General features: G+C 70.5%; 18 protein-coding genes. 6 read left to right on the top strand and 12 right to left on the bottom strand.

Annotation, left to right across the window (positions count from 1 at the left end; translation table 11 throughout):
- Positions 1-32 precede the first annotated feature (32 nt).
- The 3 genes from EJK15_RS46365 to EJK15_RS76680 are packed head-to-tail and all read left to right on the top strand — an operon-like array spanning position 33 to position 1,116.
- A complete protein-coding gene (locus EJK15_RS46365) occupies positions 33-605 on the top strand; it encodes a hypothetical protein (protein ID WP_138716847.1) in 573 nt (190 codons plus the stop codon).
- On the top strand, positions 605-901 hold the full coding sequence (locus EJK15_RS46360; protein ID WP_138716846.1) for a hypothetical protein: 297 nt from the start codon (positions 605-607) through the stop codon (positions 899-901). Before EJK15_RS46365 ends, EJK15_RS46360 begins: the two co-directional genes overlap by 1 nt.
- A gap of 5 nt (positions 902-906) precedes the next feature.
- Positions 907-1,116 carry a helix-turn-helix transcriptional regulator gene (locus tag EJK15_RS76680; protein WP_138716845.1) on the top strand — a complete coding sequence of 70 codons (210 nt, stop codon included), beginning with the start codon at positions 907-909 and terminating at the stop codon, positions 1,114-1,116.
- Between the two features lie 195 nt (positions 1,117-1,311).
- On the opposite strand, the gene glnA is transcribed toward EJK15_RS76680, so the two are convergent.
- Together glnA and EJK15_RS46345 are read right to left on the bottom strand one after the other, a co-directional pair.
- Positions 1,312-2,736: a type I glutamate--ammonia ligase gene (gene glnA, locus EJK15_RS46350; protein ID WP_138716844.1), complete on the bottom strand. Its 1,425-nt coding sequence runs from the start codon at positions 2,734-2,736 to the stop codon at positions 1,312-1,314.
- A 115-nt stretch (positions 2,737-2,851) separates the two neighbouring features.
- On the bottom strand, positions 2,852-3,949 hold the full coding sequence (locus EJK15_RS46345) for a hypothetical protein (RefSeq protein ID WP_138716843.1): 1,098 nt from the start codon (positions 3,947-3,949) through the stop codon (positions 2,852-2,854).
- A 77-nt stretch (positions 3,950-4,026) separates the two neighbouring features.
- On the opposite strand from EJK15_RS46345, the gene EJK15_RS46340 reads away from it, so the two are divergent.
- The 3 genes from EJK15_RS46340 (at position 4,027) to EJK15_RS46330 (ending at position 6,137) form a co-directional block, all read left to right on the top strand.
- On the top strand, positions 4,027-4,488 hold the full coding sequence (locus tag EJK15_RS46340) for an RDD family protein (RefSeq protein WP_138716842.1): 462 nt from the start codon (positions 4,027-4,029) through the stop codon (positions 4,486-4,488).
- A gap of 61 nt (positions 4,489-4,549) precedes the next feature.
- On the top strand, positions 4,550-5,221 hold the full coding sequence (locus tag EJK15_RS46335; protein ID WP_240777650.1) for a TetR/AcrR family transcriptional regulator: 672 nt from the start codon (positions 4,550-4,552) through the stop codon (positions 5,219-5,221).
- On the top strand, positions 5,199-6,137 hold the full coding sequence (locus EJK15_RS46330) for a hypothetical protein (RefSeq protein WP_206061515.1): 939 nt from the start codon (positions 5,199-5,201) through the stop codon (positions 6,135-6,137). Before EJK15_RS46335 ends, EJK15_RS46330 begins: the two co-directional genes overlap by 23 nt.
- On the opposite strand, the gene EJK15_RS46325 is transcribed toward EJK15_RS46330, so the two are convergent.
- The 10 genes from EJK15_RS46325 to EJK15_RS46280 form a co-directional block, all read right to left on the bottom strand.
- Complete coding sequence (locus EJK15_RS46325) at positions 6,118-6,882, bottom strand: class I SAM-dependent methyltransferase (RefSeq protein ID WP_138716840.1); 765 nt, start codon at positions 6,880-6,882, stop codon at positions 6,118-6,120. The genes EJK15_RS46330 and EJK15_RS46325 overlap by 20 nt on opposite strands.
- Positions 6,882-7,562, bottom strand: coding sequence for a DUF4191 domain-containing protein (locus tag EJK15_RS46320; RefSeq protein WP_138716839.1), 681 nt, complete (start codon positions 7,560-7,562; stop codon positions 6,882-6,884). The genes EJK15_RS46325 and EJK15_RS46320 overlap by 1 nt, the downstream gene beginning before the upstream one ends.
- A 65-nt stretch (positions 7,563-7,627) precedes the next feature.
- A complete protein-coding gene (locus EJK15_RS46315) occupies positions 7,628-10,039 on the bottom strand; it encodes a beta-glucosidase family protein (protein ID WP_138716838.1) in 2,412 nt (803 codons plus the stop codon).
- A 53-nt stretch (positions 10,040-10,092) separates the two neighbouring features.
- Positions 10,093-10,908, bottom strand: a complete 816-nt coding sequence (locus EJK15_RS46310; RefSeq protein WP_138716837.1) for an alpha/beta fold hydrolase — start codon at positions 10,906-10,908, stop codon at positions 10,093-10,095.
- Positions 10,884-11,321: a VOC family protein gene (locus EJK15_RS46305; protein ID WP_206061514.1), complete on the bottom strand. Its 438-nt coding sequence runs from the start codon at positions 11,319-11,321 to the stop codon at positions 10,884-10,886. Before EJK15_RS46305 ends, EJK15_RS46310 begins: the two co-directional genes overlap by 25 nt.
- 42 nt (positions 11,322-11,363) lie before the next feature.
- Complete coding sequence (locus tag EJK15_RS46300) at positions 11,364-12,320, bottom strand: AraC-like ligand-binding domain-containing protein (protein WP_138716836.1); 957 nt, start codon at positions 12,318-12,320, stop codon at positions 11,364-11,366.
- A gap of 167 nt (positions 12,321-12,487) precedes the next feature.
- Positions 12,488-13,417 (bottom strand): lipoyl synthase, encoded by a 930-nt coding sequence (lipA, locus tag EJK15_RS46295; protein WP_138716835.1) that lies wholly within the window; start codon positions 13,415-13,417, stop codon positions 12,488-12,490.
- A gap of 122 nt (positions 13,418-13,539) precedes the next feature.
- Complete coding sequence (gene lipB, locus EJK15_RS46290; RefSeq protein WP_138716834.1) at positions 13,540-14,232, bottom strand: lipoyl(octanoyl) transferase LipB; 693 nt, start codon at positions 14,230-14,232, stop codon at positions 13,540-13,542.
- 38 nt (positions 14,233-14,270) lie between these two features.
- A complete protein-coding gene (locus EJK15_RS46285; protein WP_138716833.1) occupies positions 14,271-15,008 on the bottom strand; it encodes a Type 1 glutamine amidotransferase-like domain-containing protein in 738 nt (245 codons plus the stop codon).
- Positions 15,009-15,044: 36 nt separating this feature from the next.
- Entirely contained in the window at positions 15,045-15,911 is an 867-nt protein-coding gene (locus EJK15_RS46280) for a TIGR01777 family oxidoreductase (protein WP_420847141.1), read from the bottom strand.
- Between the last annotated feature and the right edge of the window lie 65 nt (positions 15,912-15,976).

The following is a 15,976-nucleotide window of genomic DNA, read 5'->3' as shown; positions in this document are numbered from 1 at the left end:
GCGCAGGGAAGAGATGGCGACTCTCAAGTCAAATGACCAAGCCCCCGCTCACCTCTTCCGGAGGCGAGCGGGGGCATTTTGTGTTTCCGCATGTCAGATGGCCTGCACGGCATCGCGTAGGTCCTCGGGTAGTTCCTCCCGCCGAGAACGGGTCGCTGACGCAGGGCCTCGCCTACCTGTCCGGCATCGACCGGCGGGCCGCGCTGATGCGGTGGCTGTACACCGAGAAGCCGAAGTACATCGCCTGCCAGCCCGCAGGAGGCCGGATCGACGACCTGACGATGGGCTGGATTGAGGAGTTCATTGACGCGAAGAAGACCGGGCGGGAGCCCCACGCCGGCGGCCGCCGCCCGGATGAGCCGCGTGCGACGCCGGGCGACGTGAAGGCCGCGATCGTGGATGTCCTGGCTGAGGCGGACGGCCTGGCGCTGGAGATCGGGGAGCTGCTGCACCGCGTGCTCAAACGGCGCGTGACGGCGCCGCCGAGCGAGATCAACGCCCAGCTCAAGCGGCTGGTGAAGGACGGCCGGGTGTGGCTGGTCGAGAAGGACGGGGGAGAGGCGTTCGCGCTGCCCGAGGAGATCATGGAGAGGATGAAGGTCTGATGAGGGAGCTTGTCCGGATCGCAGCGGTGTCGGCGTGGTTGGCGATCGTGTGGGCGGCCGCGCCCCTGGCGCAGGTCCGCGGCGTGAACCTGGCGGTGGCGGTGCCGCTGGTCGTCCTCGCGGTCGGCGTGGCGCTGATAGCGCTGGAACGGCTCGGTGGGGGACTGGTTGGCATCGTGCTGACCGTCATGGCGGTCTGGATGTTCGCGGCCGCTACGTGGGGCCTGGTGGGCGGCACGGTGCTGCTGGTGTCGGGTCTAACGGTCCTGGCCAGCGGCCACGCCAAGATTCAGTGAAGCCTATGACGCGCCAATGTGCGCCAATTGCGTCAAGTGCGCTGAGCCCAGGGGAGCTTGCAGAGCGCTTGGGGGTGCCCGTCATGACCGTCTACGCCTGGAACTCGCGCGGCGGCGGTCCCCGTTTCATGAGGTTCGGCAAGCATGTCCGGTACAAGGTCGCCGATGTGGAAGCGTGGGAGGACGCGCACTACGCGGAGCAGGCGGCGAGGTGACGATTGCGGGAGCGCTATCATCAGCCCCACCAGCGCAGAACGGCCCGGCACCGATTTACGGTGCCGGGTCGTTCTGTTACCTCTCTGTTCCTTCTGACGTTGCTCAGCAACGACAAACAACGACAACTAACCACAAGGTTTTACCAGGTCAGCGCCCGTTTCCGGGGAGATCGCCGAGGCCGGAAAACCGTGCGGTCACACGTCGTAGTAGAGCTCGAACTCGTGCGGGTGCGGGCGCAGCCGGATCGGGTCGACCTCGTTCTCGCGCTTGTACGAGACCCACGTCTCGATCAGGTCAGGCGTGAACACGCCGCCCTCGAGCAGGTAGTCGTGGTCCTCTTCCAGCGCGTTGAGCACGTCGGTGAGCGAGCCGGGCACCTGCGGGATGTTGCGGGCCTCCTCCGGCGGGAGCTCATAGAGGTCTTTGTCGACCGGCTCCGGCGGCTCGATCTTGTTGCGGATGCCGTCGAGGCCCGCCATCAGCATCGCCGCGAAGGCGAAGTACGGGTTGCAGGACGGGTCCGGCACGCGGAACTCGATGCGCTTGGCCTTCGGGTTGGAGCCCGTGATCGGGATGCGGACGCACGCCGACCGGTTGCGCTGCGAGTAGACCAGGTTGACCGGGGCCTCGTAGCCGGGGACCAGGCGGTGGTAGGAGTTGACCGTCGGGTTGGTGAAGGCCAGCAGCGACGGGGCGTGCTTGAGCAGGCCGCCGATGTAGTAGCGGGCCGTGTCCGACAGGCCGGCGTAGCCCACCTCGTCGTAGAAGAGCGGCGAGCCGTCCTTCCACAGCGACTGGTGGCAGTGCATGCCGGAGCCGTTGTCACCGAAGATCGGCTTGGGCATGAACGTGACCGTGTGGCCGTACTCCAGGGCCGTGCTCTTGATGACGTACTTGTAGAGCATCAGGTTGTCGGCCGTCTTGAGCAGCGTGCCGAACCTGAAGTCGATCTCCGCCTGGCCCGCGGTGCCGACCTCGTGGTGCTGCATCTCGACGTCGATGCCGCACTCGATGAGGTTGCGCACCATCTCCGAGCGCAGGTCGGTGAAGTGGTCCATCGGCGGCACCGGGAAGTAGCCGCCCTTGTAGCGCGGCTTGTAGCCGAGGTTGCCGCCCTCGGTCGCCTTGCCGGTGTTCCAGGCGCCCTCGATGGAGTCGATGTAGTAGTAGCCGGCGTTTTCCTTCGTCTCGAAGCGCACGTCGTCGAAGATGTAGAACTCGGCCTCGGGGCCGAAGTAGACGGTGTCGGCGATGCCGGTGCCCTTGAGATATTCCTCTGCCTTGCGCGCGACGTTACGCGGGTCGCGGCTGTAGGCCTCACCTGTCAGCGGGTCGTGCACGAAGAAGTTGATGTTGAGCGTCTTGTGCTGGCGGAACGGGTCCACCACCGCGCTGGTCGGGTCGGGCAACAGGAGCATGTCGGACTCGTGGATCTGCTGGAATCCGCGGATCGACGAGCCATCGAACATGAGTCCGTCGGTGAAGACGCTCGCGCTGAAGTTCTCTACCGGGAAGGTGAAGTGGTGCGTCGTCCCCGGCAGGTCGGTGAACCTGACATCGACGAATTGCACCCCTTCGTCACTGATGAACTTCAGGACGTCGTCGGCGGAGTTGAACACTCTCGAACCTCCCTGGGGACTGGCCATCATTCCGACGCTAGAGCTCGGCGGTTTCCGTATGGTGTCTCGATTGTTTCGCACATGTTACGCAGCGTCAGCGTAGCGCCATGGGGGCTCACGCGCCCGTGGAGGGCCGGCATTCGCCCTTGTGCTCGGGCGCGTCGAGGTCGTACGGGTCCACGGGTGCGCCCGCCGGGCCCTCCTTGTCGGGGACGGAGTCGCGGTAGAACGGGTGGATATATCCGTCGTCGGGTACGTCGCACCGCGCTGGGGTCGCGCTGCCACCCCAGCGTTCCACCCAGGTGACCAACCCGCGCGAGTCGCGGTACACCAGCACGCTGCCACGATGGTGTACCACCAGCCGCATCGTCGTGCCGGGCTGGCCGGGCCGCCGGATCGCGTAGACGATCACGTAGTTGGTCTCCAGCTTGGCGCCGGTGATGCCGTCCTTCTTGAGCGCCGACAGCTTCGTCCTGCCGTTCACCTTGATCACGTCGCTGGCCGGCTCCGCGGTCTTCGGGGCGAAGCTCGTCACCCATGACCGGGTGTTGCGCTTTCCCTCGCGGTGGAGGTTCTTGCGGAACCAGGAGCGCTCCTCGGGGTAGAGCAACGCGATGAAGGGCTTCGGCTCGCCGCCCATGAGCGTCTTGCGATGGAGGCGGGAGGCCGCCAGCAACTGCCGCGCCCGCTCCAGCCCTTTGGCCACGTCCTTCTTCGACAGCCCGCCGATGGCCTTGGCCTCGGGCATCACGAAACCCGCCACGCCCTCCGCGTAGTCCTCCGCCTTCGACCCCTCGAACGGCCCCGCCACCGGCTCTGACTCCACGGGCTGCGATTCGGCCGGCTCCGGCTCCACCGGCTGCGTCTCCTCGGGCACGGGAGCCGCGGCCACCGGCATGGTCTCCTCGGGGATCGCGCCCGAGGGGGCGAGCAGGTCGGGCCGGAAGGTGATGACCACGCCCGCGGCGGCGATCAACGCCGTGATCGTGGCCATCGCGAGCCAGGCCCGCCCGATCCGGCGCGGCGGCCCGCCTAAGTGCCCGGGCCGGCCGTCCGGCGGATGATCGGCCCGGCCGGGCGGGCGTTCTGAACGGCTTGGGCGCCTGGTCCTGGCCCCTTTTTTGGCGGCGGCCCGCATCTTGCGCCGCTCCTCCGCATCGATCTGCGCGACCAGCTCGTTGAACCGCGTTTCAAGGTCATCCCCGTGTGGCATGGCGTACATCTTGGCCGCCTTGCGACGCGGATGGGTCACAATTCCGACCGCCCTGCTGTGCGGCTACCGTTGATGGCATGAGCAGCAAGGAACCTCGGTGGACGCAGACGTGGCTCGGCGGGGTCCGGGCCGCCGGGGTCGACCTCGGATACCCGGGTCAGCGGCTGGGCCTGCCCGAGGAGGGCAGCGGATCGATCGCCGGATGGGGGCGCAGGATCGGCGCGCTGGTCATCGACTGGATGATCTGCACGTGGGTCGTCGTGCAGCTGCTGCTGAGGATGAACCCGGCCGAGTCGCCGTGGGCGCCCGTGGCCGTGTTCGCCGTCCAGTATCTGATCCTGGTCGGGCTCATGGGGCAGACGTTCGGGCACCGGCTGATGGGGATCAGGGTCGCCGCGATGGACGGCGGCAACCCCCGGCTGCTGCCCGTGCTGGTGCGTACCGTGCTGCTCTCCCTGGCCGTGCCGGCCCTGATCTGGGACCGCGACCACCGCGGGGTGCACGACCGCGCGTCCAACACCATGGTCGTCCGCATGTGACCCGATAAAAAACCGTACCGGGTTCAAAAATGTACCCGGTACGGTTTATGCTGTCCCTGTGATGATGGCGGGACTTCGGGAGCGGAAGAAGGAGCAGACGCGGCGGCGGATCGCCGACGTGGCGCTGCGGCTGTTCGACGAGCGCGGCTACGACGCGGTGACCGTCAACGAGATCGCCGAGGCGGCCGGGGTCGCCAAGGTGACGCTGTTCACCTACTTCCCGGCCAAGGAATGTCTCGTCACCGACGGGGTGAAGGACGACCTGGCGGCGGTCGTGGCCGGCCGCGCGGAGGGGTGCTCGCCGCTCGACGCCCTGCGTGCGCACTACCGGTCGATGGCCGCCCGAGGCGCGGGCGAGGTGGATGTCGAGGCGCTGCTGGCCAGGGTTCGCGTGATCTCGTCGGCTCCGGCCCTGATGGGCGCGCTGCACGGGGTGCGCATGAGCGAGCGCTACGAGCTGGCCGCCGTGCTCGCGGGCGGATGCGGGGACGGGCGCGGGGGCGATCCGGCGGCGCCTCCCGGGGGCGATCTGACGGCGCAGCTCATGGCCGGGCAGATCGTGGCCGCCGTCACCACGGTTCAGGAGGCGTTCTTCCAGCGCATCGCCGCGGGAGAGCCCTTGGAGGAGGCGGGCCGGCGGCTGGCGGACGACGTCGAGCGAGCCTTCGACCTTCTCGAGTACGGCTTTTCATCGATAAAGGGGAAAAATCGTGAAAAAGGGCATCAACTATGACACGGGGTTCCTGCCGGGTGACGACCTGTCCAGGAAGGTGTTCGACGCCGAGACCGTCGCCCGCGAGATGCGGGTGATCGCCGGCGATCTGCACTGCGAGGTCGTGAGGATCTCCGGCGGCGATCCCGAGCGGCTGAGCGTGGCGGCCGAGCACGCGGCCGCCGCGGGCCTGGAGGTGTGGTTCGCACCGTTCCCCGTGGACCTCACGCAGGACGAGATGCTGGTCCTCTTCGCCGACGCGGCCGGACGGGCCGAGTCCTTACGCCGCTCCGGCGCCGAGGTCGTGCTGGTCACCGGCTGCGAGATCACCGCGTTCGGCAGGGGCTTCATCGAGGGCGGCTCCTACGGTGAGCGGCTCAACGCGATGATGACCGCCGACATGGCCTGGTGGACGTCTTTGATGGAGGTCATGCCGCGCTTCAACGGCTACCTGGCGGCGGTGGCCGAGACCGTGCGGCCGCTGTTCGGCGGCCGGCTCAGCTACGCCTCGGCGCCGTGGGAGCAGGTCGACTGGGCGCCGTTCGACGTGGCGGGCGTCGACGCCTACCGCGCGTCCTACAACGCCGGCGACTTCGCCGACGAGCTGCGCGCCCACTTCAAGCACGGCAAGCCGGTCGCGGTGACGGAGTTCGGCACCTGCGCGTACCGGGGCGCGGGCGAGCGGGGCGGCGCGGCGTGGGTGGTGCCCGACGACGCGGTACGCGACGAGGGCGAGCAGGTCCGCTACTTCACCGAGCTGATGGACGTCTTCGAGCAGGAGGGCGTGGCCGCCGCGATGTGGTTCACCTTCGCCGCCTACACCCGGCCCGGCGCGGCCGACCTCGGTTCCTACGGCGTGGTCAGGATGCTCGACGACACCCGGTGGGAGCCCAAGGAGGTCTTCCACGCCATGGCGGCTAGGTACGGGCGCAGCTGAAGATCGCCGTGCCCGGGAGGTGGCGGCCGCGCAGCGGGCTCCAGCCGCCCCACACTCGGTCGTGCCCCTCCGGCCACTCCGGCTCCAGCAGGCCGGTGATCGTCAGTCCGGCGGCGACCAGCAGGTTCACCCAGTCGGCCAGCGTCCGGTGGTGCTCGACGTACGCCGGCGTGCCGTGCTCGTCCCGCTCCACGTAAGGCGAGCGGTCGAAGTAGGACCGGTCGGACGTCAGCCCGCGCGGCCCCGGATCGTCGGGGAACGCCCACCGGATCGGATGGCTCACCGAGAACACGAACCGGCCGCCCGGCCTGAGCACCCGGCGTACCTCACGGAACACCGCCAGAGGATCGGCCACGAACGGCAGCGCCCCGAACGCCGAGCAGGCCAGGTCGAAGGCGGCGCCGGCGAACGGCAGCGACTCGGCGTCGGCCTGCACCACGGGGACGTGCGCCCCGGTGTCCAGGTCGATGCGCTGCGAGTGGCGCAACTGGCGGTGCGAGATGTCGAACGCCGCCACCTCGGCCCCCTGCGTCACCAGCCACCGCGCGCACTGCGCCGCGCCGCAGCCGATCTCCAGCACGCGCCGCCCGCGCACCTCACCGAGGAGGTGCGCGTCGGCCTCGTCCACGCCCTCCGGGCACCACACGAACCCGCTGTCGCGCAGGAAGTCGCCGTGCTCGACCTGATAGTCGTCGGCGTTGCCGTCCCACCAGCCGCGATTGGCCCGCGATGAGACGGACGGCACTAGCGCATCTTCGGGCCGCGCGGCATGCGGGCGCCCTTGGGCATCGGGCCCTTGGGCAGCGGCATGTTTCGCGGCAGCGAGCGCAGGCGGTCCTTCACCTCGTTGACCGCGGGCTTCTTCAGGTTGCGCGGCAGCTTCATGATGTGGCGCTGCAGCTTGCCGAGCGGCACCTGCCCCTCGTCGTCACCGCACTGGATGTCGTAGATCTCGATGCCCAGCACCACCCGCGCGACCCGCTTCTTCTCGGCCGCCAGCATCTTCGCCACCCGGTTGCCCGGGCCCTCGGACACCAGCACGACCCCCGGAGCGCCCAGGACGAGATGGACCAGGTCCTGGTTCTGGTTGACCGCGATGGCCGGGGTGACCTGCCAGTTGCCCCGCATGCCCTGCAGCACCGCGGCCGCGGCGCCGGTCTGGCCGTGCAGGATCGAGTATTGCGCCTTCTGCGCGAGTTGCCCGAACACCACCAACCCGACGGTGAACGCGGCCAGGATGCCGATGAACACCGAATACCACAGGTAGTCCGTGACCAGGCCGATCACGACGACCACAGCCAGCGTGCCCGCCGCCGAAAGGAAGACGATCGGCATCCCCTTGGGATTGGCCTGCTTTATGATCTTCGCGATCATGCGGAGCTGCTTGATGCGCCCCGGCTTCTCTTGGTCCTCGGACTTTGCCATGCTCAGAAGGATACAAACCAACTCGTGCGGAATGGGAAACGCGCCCCGGTCATTTCGCTGCCGGCCTAGATCTTCACGGTGACCGACAGTCGCGGATCGGCCACATTCCGTCCCGCCTCGACCGTGTACGCACCCTCGACCGTGCGCCAGCCGTCCTCCCACGCCTGGAAGACCCGCTCGGGCAGGAAGACGGTGGTGACCACGGTCTGTCCCGGCTCGGCCTCCACCACGTCGAACCCGGCCAGCCGCCGCTCCGCTCCGTCGGAGACGTAGAACTGCACGACCTCGCGGCCCGGGCGATCGCCGGTGTTGGTGACGGCCACCGTGACCGCGCTCCCCTCGGCGACGATCGAGTCGTACGACCAGGTCGTGTACCCCAGACCGTGCCCGAACCAGAACGCCGGCGTGCGCCCCGACCGCTGCCACGCCCGATACCCGATGAACACACCCTCCTCGTACGGCACCGCCCCGTCCACGGGCGTCACGTTCACCACGGGAACGTCCTCCAGGCGGCGCGGCCAGGTGGTGGGCAGCCGCCCGCCCGGCTCGGCGTCACCGAACAGCACGTCGGCCAGCGCCGCCCCGGCCTCCTGCCCGGGGAACCAGGTGAGCAGCACCGCCGCCACCTCCTCGGCCCACGGCATCTCGACCGGCGAGCCGGCGTTCACCACGACCACCGTGCGCGGGTTGGCCGCGGCCACCGCGCGGACCAGCTCGTCCTGGCGGCCCGGCAGCCTGAGGTCCGTACGGTCGAAGCCCTCGCTCTCCACCTCCGGCGTGGTCCCGGCCACGACCACCGCCACGTCGCACTCCGCCGCCACCCGCACGGCCTCCGCCATCCGCGCCTCCTCGCCGGGGCTCGGGTCGGCGTGGCCGAGGGTGAAGGAGACGAACGCCATGGTGCCGAGCGTGCCCGCCGGATGCGTCACGGTCAGCTCGTACGCCTCTCCCGCTGTCATCGGCACGGTCATCCGGCGCTCGGGCGGTGACAGGAACGCCGTAGCGGGGTCGCCGCCCGGCAGGGTGATGGTGTCGTCGAGGACGGTCTCGCCGTTCACGGTGACGGTGAAGGCGCCCACGCCGGCGACGGACAGCTGGTGCTCGCCCGGCACCCTCGGCGTGTACGTCGTCAGCAGCCGGACCGCCGTGAGCCGCTCGCCGTCCACGCCGGGCGGCAGCTGGCCGATCCAGCGGGCCTCGCCGGTGGCCAGCGGGTGCTCGGCCAGCACGCCGCCGTCCGCGTCCAGGAACAGGGCCCTGGTGGGGGAGGCGAGCGGGGCCAGGCGGACCCGGGGGTCGGTGCCGAGGGCGTACCGGATCTCGGCGCGCTCGCCGAGCCCCTCCAGCGGTGAGACGACCCGGTCGGGGAAGACCTGGGCGCTGCCGCCGCCCATGACACGGGCCTCGCTCGCGGCCGCGCCGATCACGGCGATCGTGCGCACCTCCCGCAGGGGCAGGACACCGTCGTTCGTGAGCAGGGTGAACGCGCGCGCCGCGATCTCACGGGCCAGCGCGACGCCGTCGATCGGCTCGATGCCGTCGATCGGCTCGGCGCCCGCCTGTTCAGCCGCGCCGGGCCCGGCGTGCGGTTGCGTGCCGGGTGGTGCGGCGGCGGGCGGCTCGGAGGCGCGCAGGGCGCCGACGCGCTCGGCGAGGCGCAGGATGCGGCGGACGCGGTCATCGACGGCCGCCTCGGGCACCCGCCCCTCGCGCACCGCCGCCTCCAGCCGCTCGCCCCACGGCCCGTGCGGCCCCGGCATGGCCACGTCGGTCCCGCCCAGGCCGGCGGCCTCGGTCGACCGCACCGCCGTCCAGTCGGACACGACGAACCCGTCGAAACCCCACTCGCCCTTGAGCAGCCCGATGACCAGGTCCGAGTGCTCGGTCATGGTCGTGCCGTTGACCGAGTTGTAGGCGGTCATGACGCCCCACGCGCCGGCCCGAACCACCCACTCGAACGGCTGCAGGTACACCTCCCGCAGCACCTTCTCGCTCACCCGCACGTCCACGGTGAAGCGGTCGGTCTCGAAGTCGTTGGCCACGAAGTGCTTCGGCGTGGTGCCCACGCCGCCCGCCTGCACGCCCATGACGTACGCGGCGCCGACCTCGGCCGTCAGGTAGGGGTCCTCGGAGAAGCACTCGAAGTGCCGGCCGCCGAGCGGGGTGCGGTGCAGGTTGAGCGTGGGGGCGAGCAGCACGTGCACGCCCTTGCGCCTGGCCTCCTGGGCGAGCAGCCGCCCGGCCGCCGTCACCAGGTCCCGGTCCCAGGTCGCGGCGAGCGCGGTCGGGCTCGGCAGCGCGATCGACGGGTCGCCCGCGCTCCACTGCTCGCCGCGTACGCCGATGGGGCCGTCGCTCATCACGAGCCGGTCGAGGCCGATCTCGGGGATCGGCGGGAGCGACCACATGTCCGCTCCGGTGAGCAGTCGAATCTTGGTGCAGAGATCCAGCCGGCCGATCAGTTCGTCTAAGTCCACGTGCCCAGTCTTCACCAGAAAACCGAGTACTCGATAGGTTTGTGGCCTTAGCGTTACCCAACACCGGCCACGAAGAACTCCAGCAGCTCGGGGGCCAGCGCCCCGGGAGCCACGTCGTGCGTCTGCTCGTCCAGCACCCGGCGGACCGCGCCCGGCACCGCAGCCGCGACCGCCGCTCCCGCGTTCCGCATCCACCCGGGGCTGTCCTCGCCGTTGAGCACGAGCGTCGGCTGCCTGATCGCCGTGAGCCGCGCGGCGGGCAACGCGTTGCCGGGCCCCAGCACGGCGGCCTCGTACGCCAGCGTGTGCGCCACCGCCTCCATCTGCGGCCAGAACGGCTGCGCGCGCATCCCGGCCACGGTCTCGGCGGGCACCTCCGCCGCCTCGACCATGAACCGCTCGACGGCCTCCGCTCGCCTGCCCGCCCCGACCAGCGCGGCCAGCTCCGCCGCGAAGTCGTGCGGCAGCGCGGGCGCGCTGCCGTCCACGTGGTACGGCGGCTCCCACAGCGCCAGCCGGGCGATGCCCGGGAGCCGCACGGCCGCCTCGATCGCCAGCGCGGCGCCGGACGAGCCGCCGAACACCATGGCCGGCTCGCCGCCCATGACGGCCGCCAGGTCCTCGACCTCCCGCTCCACGGCGTAGGGCGGGGTGTCCCCGCTGTCGCCGCGGCCCCTGCGGTCGTAGGCGCAGACCGTGAACCACGGCGCCAGAGCGGCCGCCACCCCGGCCAGCGTGGGGTGCGCCCGGTCCATCATCGCGCCGGCGACCAGGACCACCGCCGGGCCGGAGCCGCATCGGTCGTAGGCGATCGCGGTGCCGTCCGCGGAGATCGCCTTGCCGCTCAGGACGCGGGTCGCACCAGGCACAGCGCCTCCCAGTGGTGGCCGTCGAGGTCGGCGAAGCCGCGCTGGTACCTGATGCCGTCCTCGTGCTTCACACCCGCCGGGGTGGCCCCGGCCGCCAGGGCGTTGTCGACCAGCTCGTCCACCTGCTCGGGATTCTCCATCCCGAGCACCAGGATCGCCTCAGTGGCCTTGCCGGCGTCGGCGACGTCCTTGGTGGTGAACGACGCGAACACCGGCTCGGTCAGCAACATCACCTGCGTCTGCTCACTGATGATCACCGACGCCATGCCCTCAGCCATGCCGAACATGGTGAAGCCGAGGTCGGTGAAGAACTTCTGCGACCGGTCGAGATCCTTGACCGGCAGGTTGACGAAGAGCTGCATTTTCCTGATCCCTTCCATCGAGCGGGCGAACACCTTCAGTCTGCCGATCAAGGGCTCGCCGGTCTTGGATCTGGGCGCCAGGCGAATTGACGTTCAGCGCACCGCGCTCGCGCGGCGGTATTCCGCCGGCGTCATGCCGTACGCGCGCCGGAACAGCCTGCTGAAGTGCGCCGAGTCCGGAAGTCCCCACTTGGCCGCGATGGCGCTCACCGGCTCGTCGCCGCCCCTGGCCAGCTCCGCGCGGCAGCGCTCCAGGCGCCGCTGCCTGATCCAGGCGGCCACCGACGTGTGCTCCGCCTCGAACAGCCGGTGCAGGTAGCGCACGGAAATGTGGTGCGCCGCCGCCACCGCGCCCGGGTCCAGGTCGGTCTCGCCCAGGCGCTCCTCGATGAAGGCGTTGATACGCAGCAGCAGGGTACGCTGCCGCGAGTCGGCGGGCAGCGCCCGCGCCAGCTCCAGGCGCTCGGCGACCGCGGCGCTGACCAGGTCCATCACCACGGCCGACAGCCGGGCCGCGCTGCCCGGCGCGTACGTCTCGTAGTCCGTGGCCACGCGGCGCAGCAGCGGCACGGCCAGCGCGCCGGCGCCGGACTCCGCGCTGATGGGCAGGGCGGTGAGCTCGGCGACGGAGTCCATCGGCAGGGCGAGCAGGTCGCGCGGGAAGCTGAAGACGGCCAGCTGCACCGCACTGTCGTAGGCCAGCTCGTAGGGCCTGGTGAAGTCGTAGATCGCGAACTCGCCCCGGCTGAGCTGGGTCGAGCGGCCGTCCTGGCCCAGGCGCGGGCTGCCCGAGATCGCCAGCACGACCCGGTAGAGCTCGGGGTTGTCGCGGTGGATCAGCCCGGCGGTCCGGTGCACGCTGTGCGGCGTGGACGTGCGCACCCGGCCGACGCCCACGGGCCCCAGCTGCCCGGCCGCGATCTCGCCCCGCAGCGGCGCGTCGGGGTCGATCCGCAGGTCGAGCGGGCCCAGCGTGTCGCACACAATGGTCCGCCAGGCGTCGTGGCGGCGTTTGGCCGGCAGGTCACTCGTGCGGATCAGAACGGCCATGCCCGTCGCCCTCCGTCGGCTGCCCTGCCATGGTAGCGACGCTGTTGATCACGCGAAAGACGCCCGAACCAGCCGTGTCACCGGGCCTTCGAGGCTCGCGACTCCGGCCCGCCCCGCCGTCCTCCGGACATGAAGGAGCCCCGGGCGGCAGGCCCGGGGCCGTCTCCTCAAGCGGTCTGGCGAGCCTCGATGGCCTGCTTGTAGAGCTTGCCCGCCCGGTAGGACGAGCGGACCAGTGGTCCGGACAGTACGCCGGCGAACCCGATCGCCTCGGCCTCGGCCTGCAACTCGACGAACTCCTCCGGCTTGACCCAGCGCTCCACCGGGTGGTGGCGCGGCGTCGGCCGCAGGTATTGCGTGATCGTCAGCAGGTCGGTGCCGGCCGCGTGCAGGTCGCGCATGGCCTCGACGACCTCCTCGCGGGTCTCGCCCATGCCCAGGATCAGGTTGGACTTGGTGACCAGCCCGGCCTCACGGGCCGTCGTGATCACCCCGAGCGAGCGGTCGTAGCGGAACGCGGGACGGATCCGCTTGAAGATCCGCGGCACCGTCTCGATGTTGTGCGCGAACACCTCGGGCTTGCTGGAGAAGACCTCCTCCAGCTGCTCGCGGTTGCCGTTGAAGTCGGGCACCAGCAGCTCGACGCCGCAGCCGGGCAGCAGCCCGTGGATCTGGCGCGCGGTCTCGGCGTAGAGCCAGGCGCCGCCGTCGGGCAGGTCGTCGCGGGCCACGCCGGTCACGGTCGCGTACTTCAGGCCCATCTGCTGGACGGACTCGGCGACCCGGCGCGGCTCGTCGCGGTCGTACTCCTTCGGCTTGCCCGTGTCGATCTGGCAGAAGTCGCAGCGGCGCGTGCACTGGTCGCCGCCGATGAGGAAGGTCGCCTCGCGGTCTTCCCAGCACTCGTAGATATTCGGACAGCCCGCCTCTTCACAGACCGTGTGCAGGCCCTCGCGGCGCACGAGCGATTTCAGCTCGGTGTATTCGGGGCCCGTCTTGAGCTTGGTCTTGATCCACGGGGGCTTGCGCTCGATAGGGGTTTCGGCGTTACGCACCTCCAGGCGGAGGAGCTTTCGGCCTTCAGGAGCAACGGTCACTGTCCCAGCTTACGTCTCGTGGTGAACCGGCCCGTTCAAGGGTCAGGTGATGAGCCCGAAGCCGCGGATCGCCCGGGTGTGGTGGGCCGGCAGCTCGTCGTCGATCCGCGCCGATTCCCGCGTTACCTGCGGAGCAGGTCTTCCTCGTGGAGGTCGAACGGCTCCAGGCCGAGCGCCTCGGCCAGGCGCTTCTCCGCGATCGGTATGACCTCCTCCACCACGATGCGCCGGCCGGTCTCCGCCGACAGCGACGAGACACCCACGTCGGGCAGCCCGCACGGCGCGATCCGGTTGAACCACCGGGGATCGTTGGCGCAGTTGAGCGCGAAGCCGTGCATGGTGACGCCGCGCGCGACCCGGATGCCGACCGCGCCGAGCTGGCGGTCGGGCAGCCCGAGGCTGGGATCGCCGACCGCCCAGACGCCGCCCCGGCCGGGCACCCGCCGGGCCGAGACGCCGAAGTCGGCGCACACCTGAATCATCGTCTCCGCCAGGCGGTCGGCGTACGCGGTCACGTCCGTGACGCCGACGATCGGGTAGGCCACCAGCTGGCCGGGACCGTGCCAGGTGAGGCGGCCGCCCCGGTCGACGTCGACGACCGGGGTGCCGTCGGACGGGCGCTCGTGGGGGGCGGTGCGCTTGCCCGCGGTGTAGACGGGCGCGTGCTCGAGGATCAGGACGGTGTCGGGCAATTCTCCCGCGACGCGCTTGCCGTGCACCCAGCGCTGCAGCGACCAGGCCTGCTCGTAGGGGACGTCGACACCAAGGCGGACGATGGCTAGTGCGTGGGGATCGTCCCCGTGGATGGGGCGCATGAGCCTATTGTGCCGTTCCCTCACCCTTGAAGGGAAATTCAGGTGGTCAGCGTACGGGGCTCGATCCTGAACTCCTTGACCCCGCCCGCACCGTCGTGCTCCAGCCGGTAGGCGTAGCCGCCCGGCTCGACGGTCACCGCCTGGATGAACTCCGTGCCCACGTAGTGCAGCCCGACGCCCTCGTCGGCGGCGTACCCGCCGGGCAGCTCGCCGTTCGCCACCGACGCCTGCAGCAGCGCGCGGCGTTGCGGATCGGAGTCGTAGTGGACGCCGCACGAGTAGGGCAGCAGGGCGAGGCCCTCGGACCAGATCCGCAGCTCGGGGCCGAAGGAGTCGGTGTTGCCTCCCACGTGCCAGCACAGGGCGCCCGCGCTCTGCCCCGACAGCACCACCCCGGCCCGCCACGCCTCCTCGAACGCCTCGTCGAGCCCGTGCAGCCGCCACAACGCCATGAGGTTGGCCACGCTGCCGCCGCTCACATAGATCATGTCCTGCTCCAGGATCCACGCCCTGGGATCGGCGACATTGGGCATCGGGAACACCGTCAGGTGGCTCAGCTCGACGTCCCAGCCCTGGAAGGCGCCGTACATCTTCAGCAGCCAGTCGGCCGAGTCGCCCGTCGCGGTCGCCAGCAGGCCGAGCTTCGGCCGGTCCTGGCCGGTCAGGTCCAGGCCGTAGCGCAGCAGCCCACTCGCCTCGATGAAGCTGTAACGAGGGCTGGGGCGGAAAGAGCCGCCGCCGATCGCGAGTATGTGCGACTGTCCTGACCGGGTCATGTCATGATCTCCCCGTTGCTGAAGGATGAACGGCCACTAGAGTACGGCGCGCAGCGCCTCGTCGAGGCGGGTATGGGCGAAGCGGTAGCCGCTGTCAATCAGCTTGCGCGGCAGGACCCGGTGCCCGGGCAGCAGCCCCTCCCGCGCGAACTCGCCCAGGCCGAGGGAGAGCGCGAACGCCGGCACGGGGATCGGCATCGCGCTCCGGTGCAGGGCCTTCGCGAGCGTGCGGGTGAACTCGGCGTTGGTGACGGGGGAGGGGGAGGTGAGGTTGACCGGCCCCGCCACATCCCGATTTTTCAGGACATGGAGTACGGCCCCCACCCAGTCGTCCACGGTGATCCACGACCAGTACTGCCTCCCCGACCCGAGCGGCGCCCCCAGCCCGATCCTGAAGATCGGCAGCATCCGGCCCAGTGCCCCGCCGCGCCGGCCCAGCGCCAGCCCGGTCCGCAGCCGCACCGTCCTGATCCCCGCCTCCTCGGCCCGCCGGGCCTCGCCCTCCCACCGCTCGCACAGGTCCGCCAGGAAGCCCGTGCCCTTGCCCTGGTCCTCGTCGACCACCCGGTCGCCGGTGTCGCCGTAGAAGTCCACTCCAGAGGCGGACACGAGCACCTCGGGCGGGCTGGACAGCTCGCGCAGCGCGTTCACGAGGACCCGGGTGCCGTCGACGCGGCTGGCGACGAGTTCCCGCTTGTACGCCGCGCTCCACCGCTTGTCGGCGATCGGCGCTCCGGCCAGGTGCACCACGCCTTCGGCGCCTTCGAGCGCGGCCCGGTCGATCACCTGCTCGGACGGCTGCCAGTACGCTTCACCGGATTCGCGCGGCTTCCGCCGCACCAACCGGACGACCTCCTGCCCACCAGCCCGCAACGCCTCGGCCAACGCCGACCCCAGCAACACGCCCGCGGAGATGCGCCCCGACAGCGGCGCGTACCTGGGCTTCGGCGCCTGTCCACACCGCTGCC

This window comes from Nonomuraea basaltis (genome assembly GCF_005893125.1).
Taxonomy (GTDB): domain Bacteria; phylum Actinomycetota; class Actinomycetes; order Streptosporangiales; family Streptosporangiaceae; genus Nonomuraea; species Nonomuraea basaltis.
Note: the sequence above shows the minus strand (reverse complement) of the source record. Positions and strands in the feature narration are given on the sequence as shown.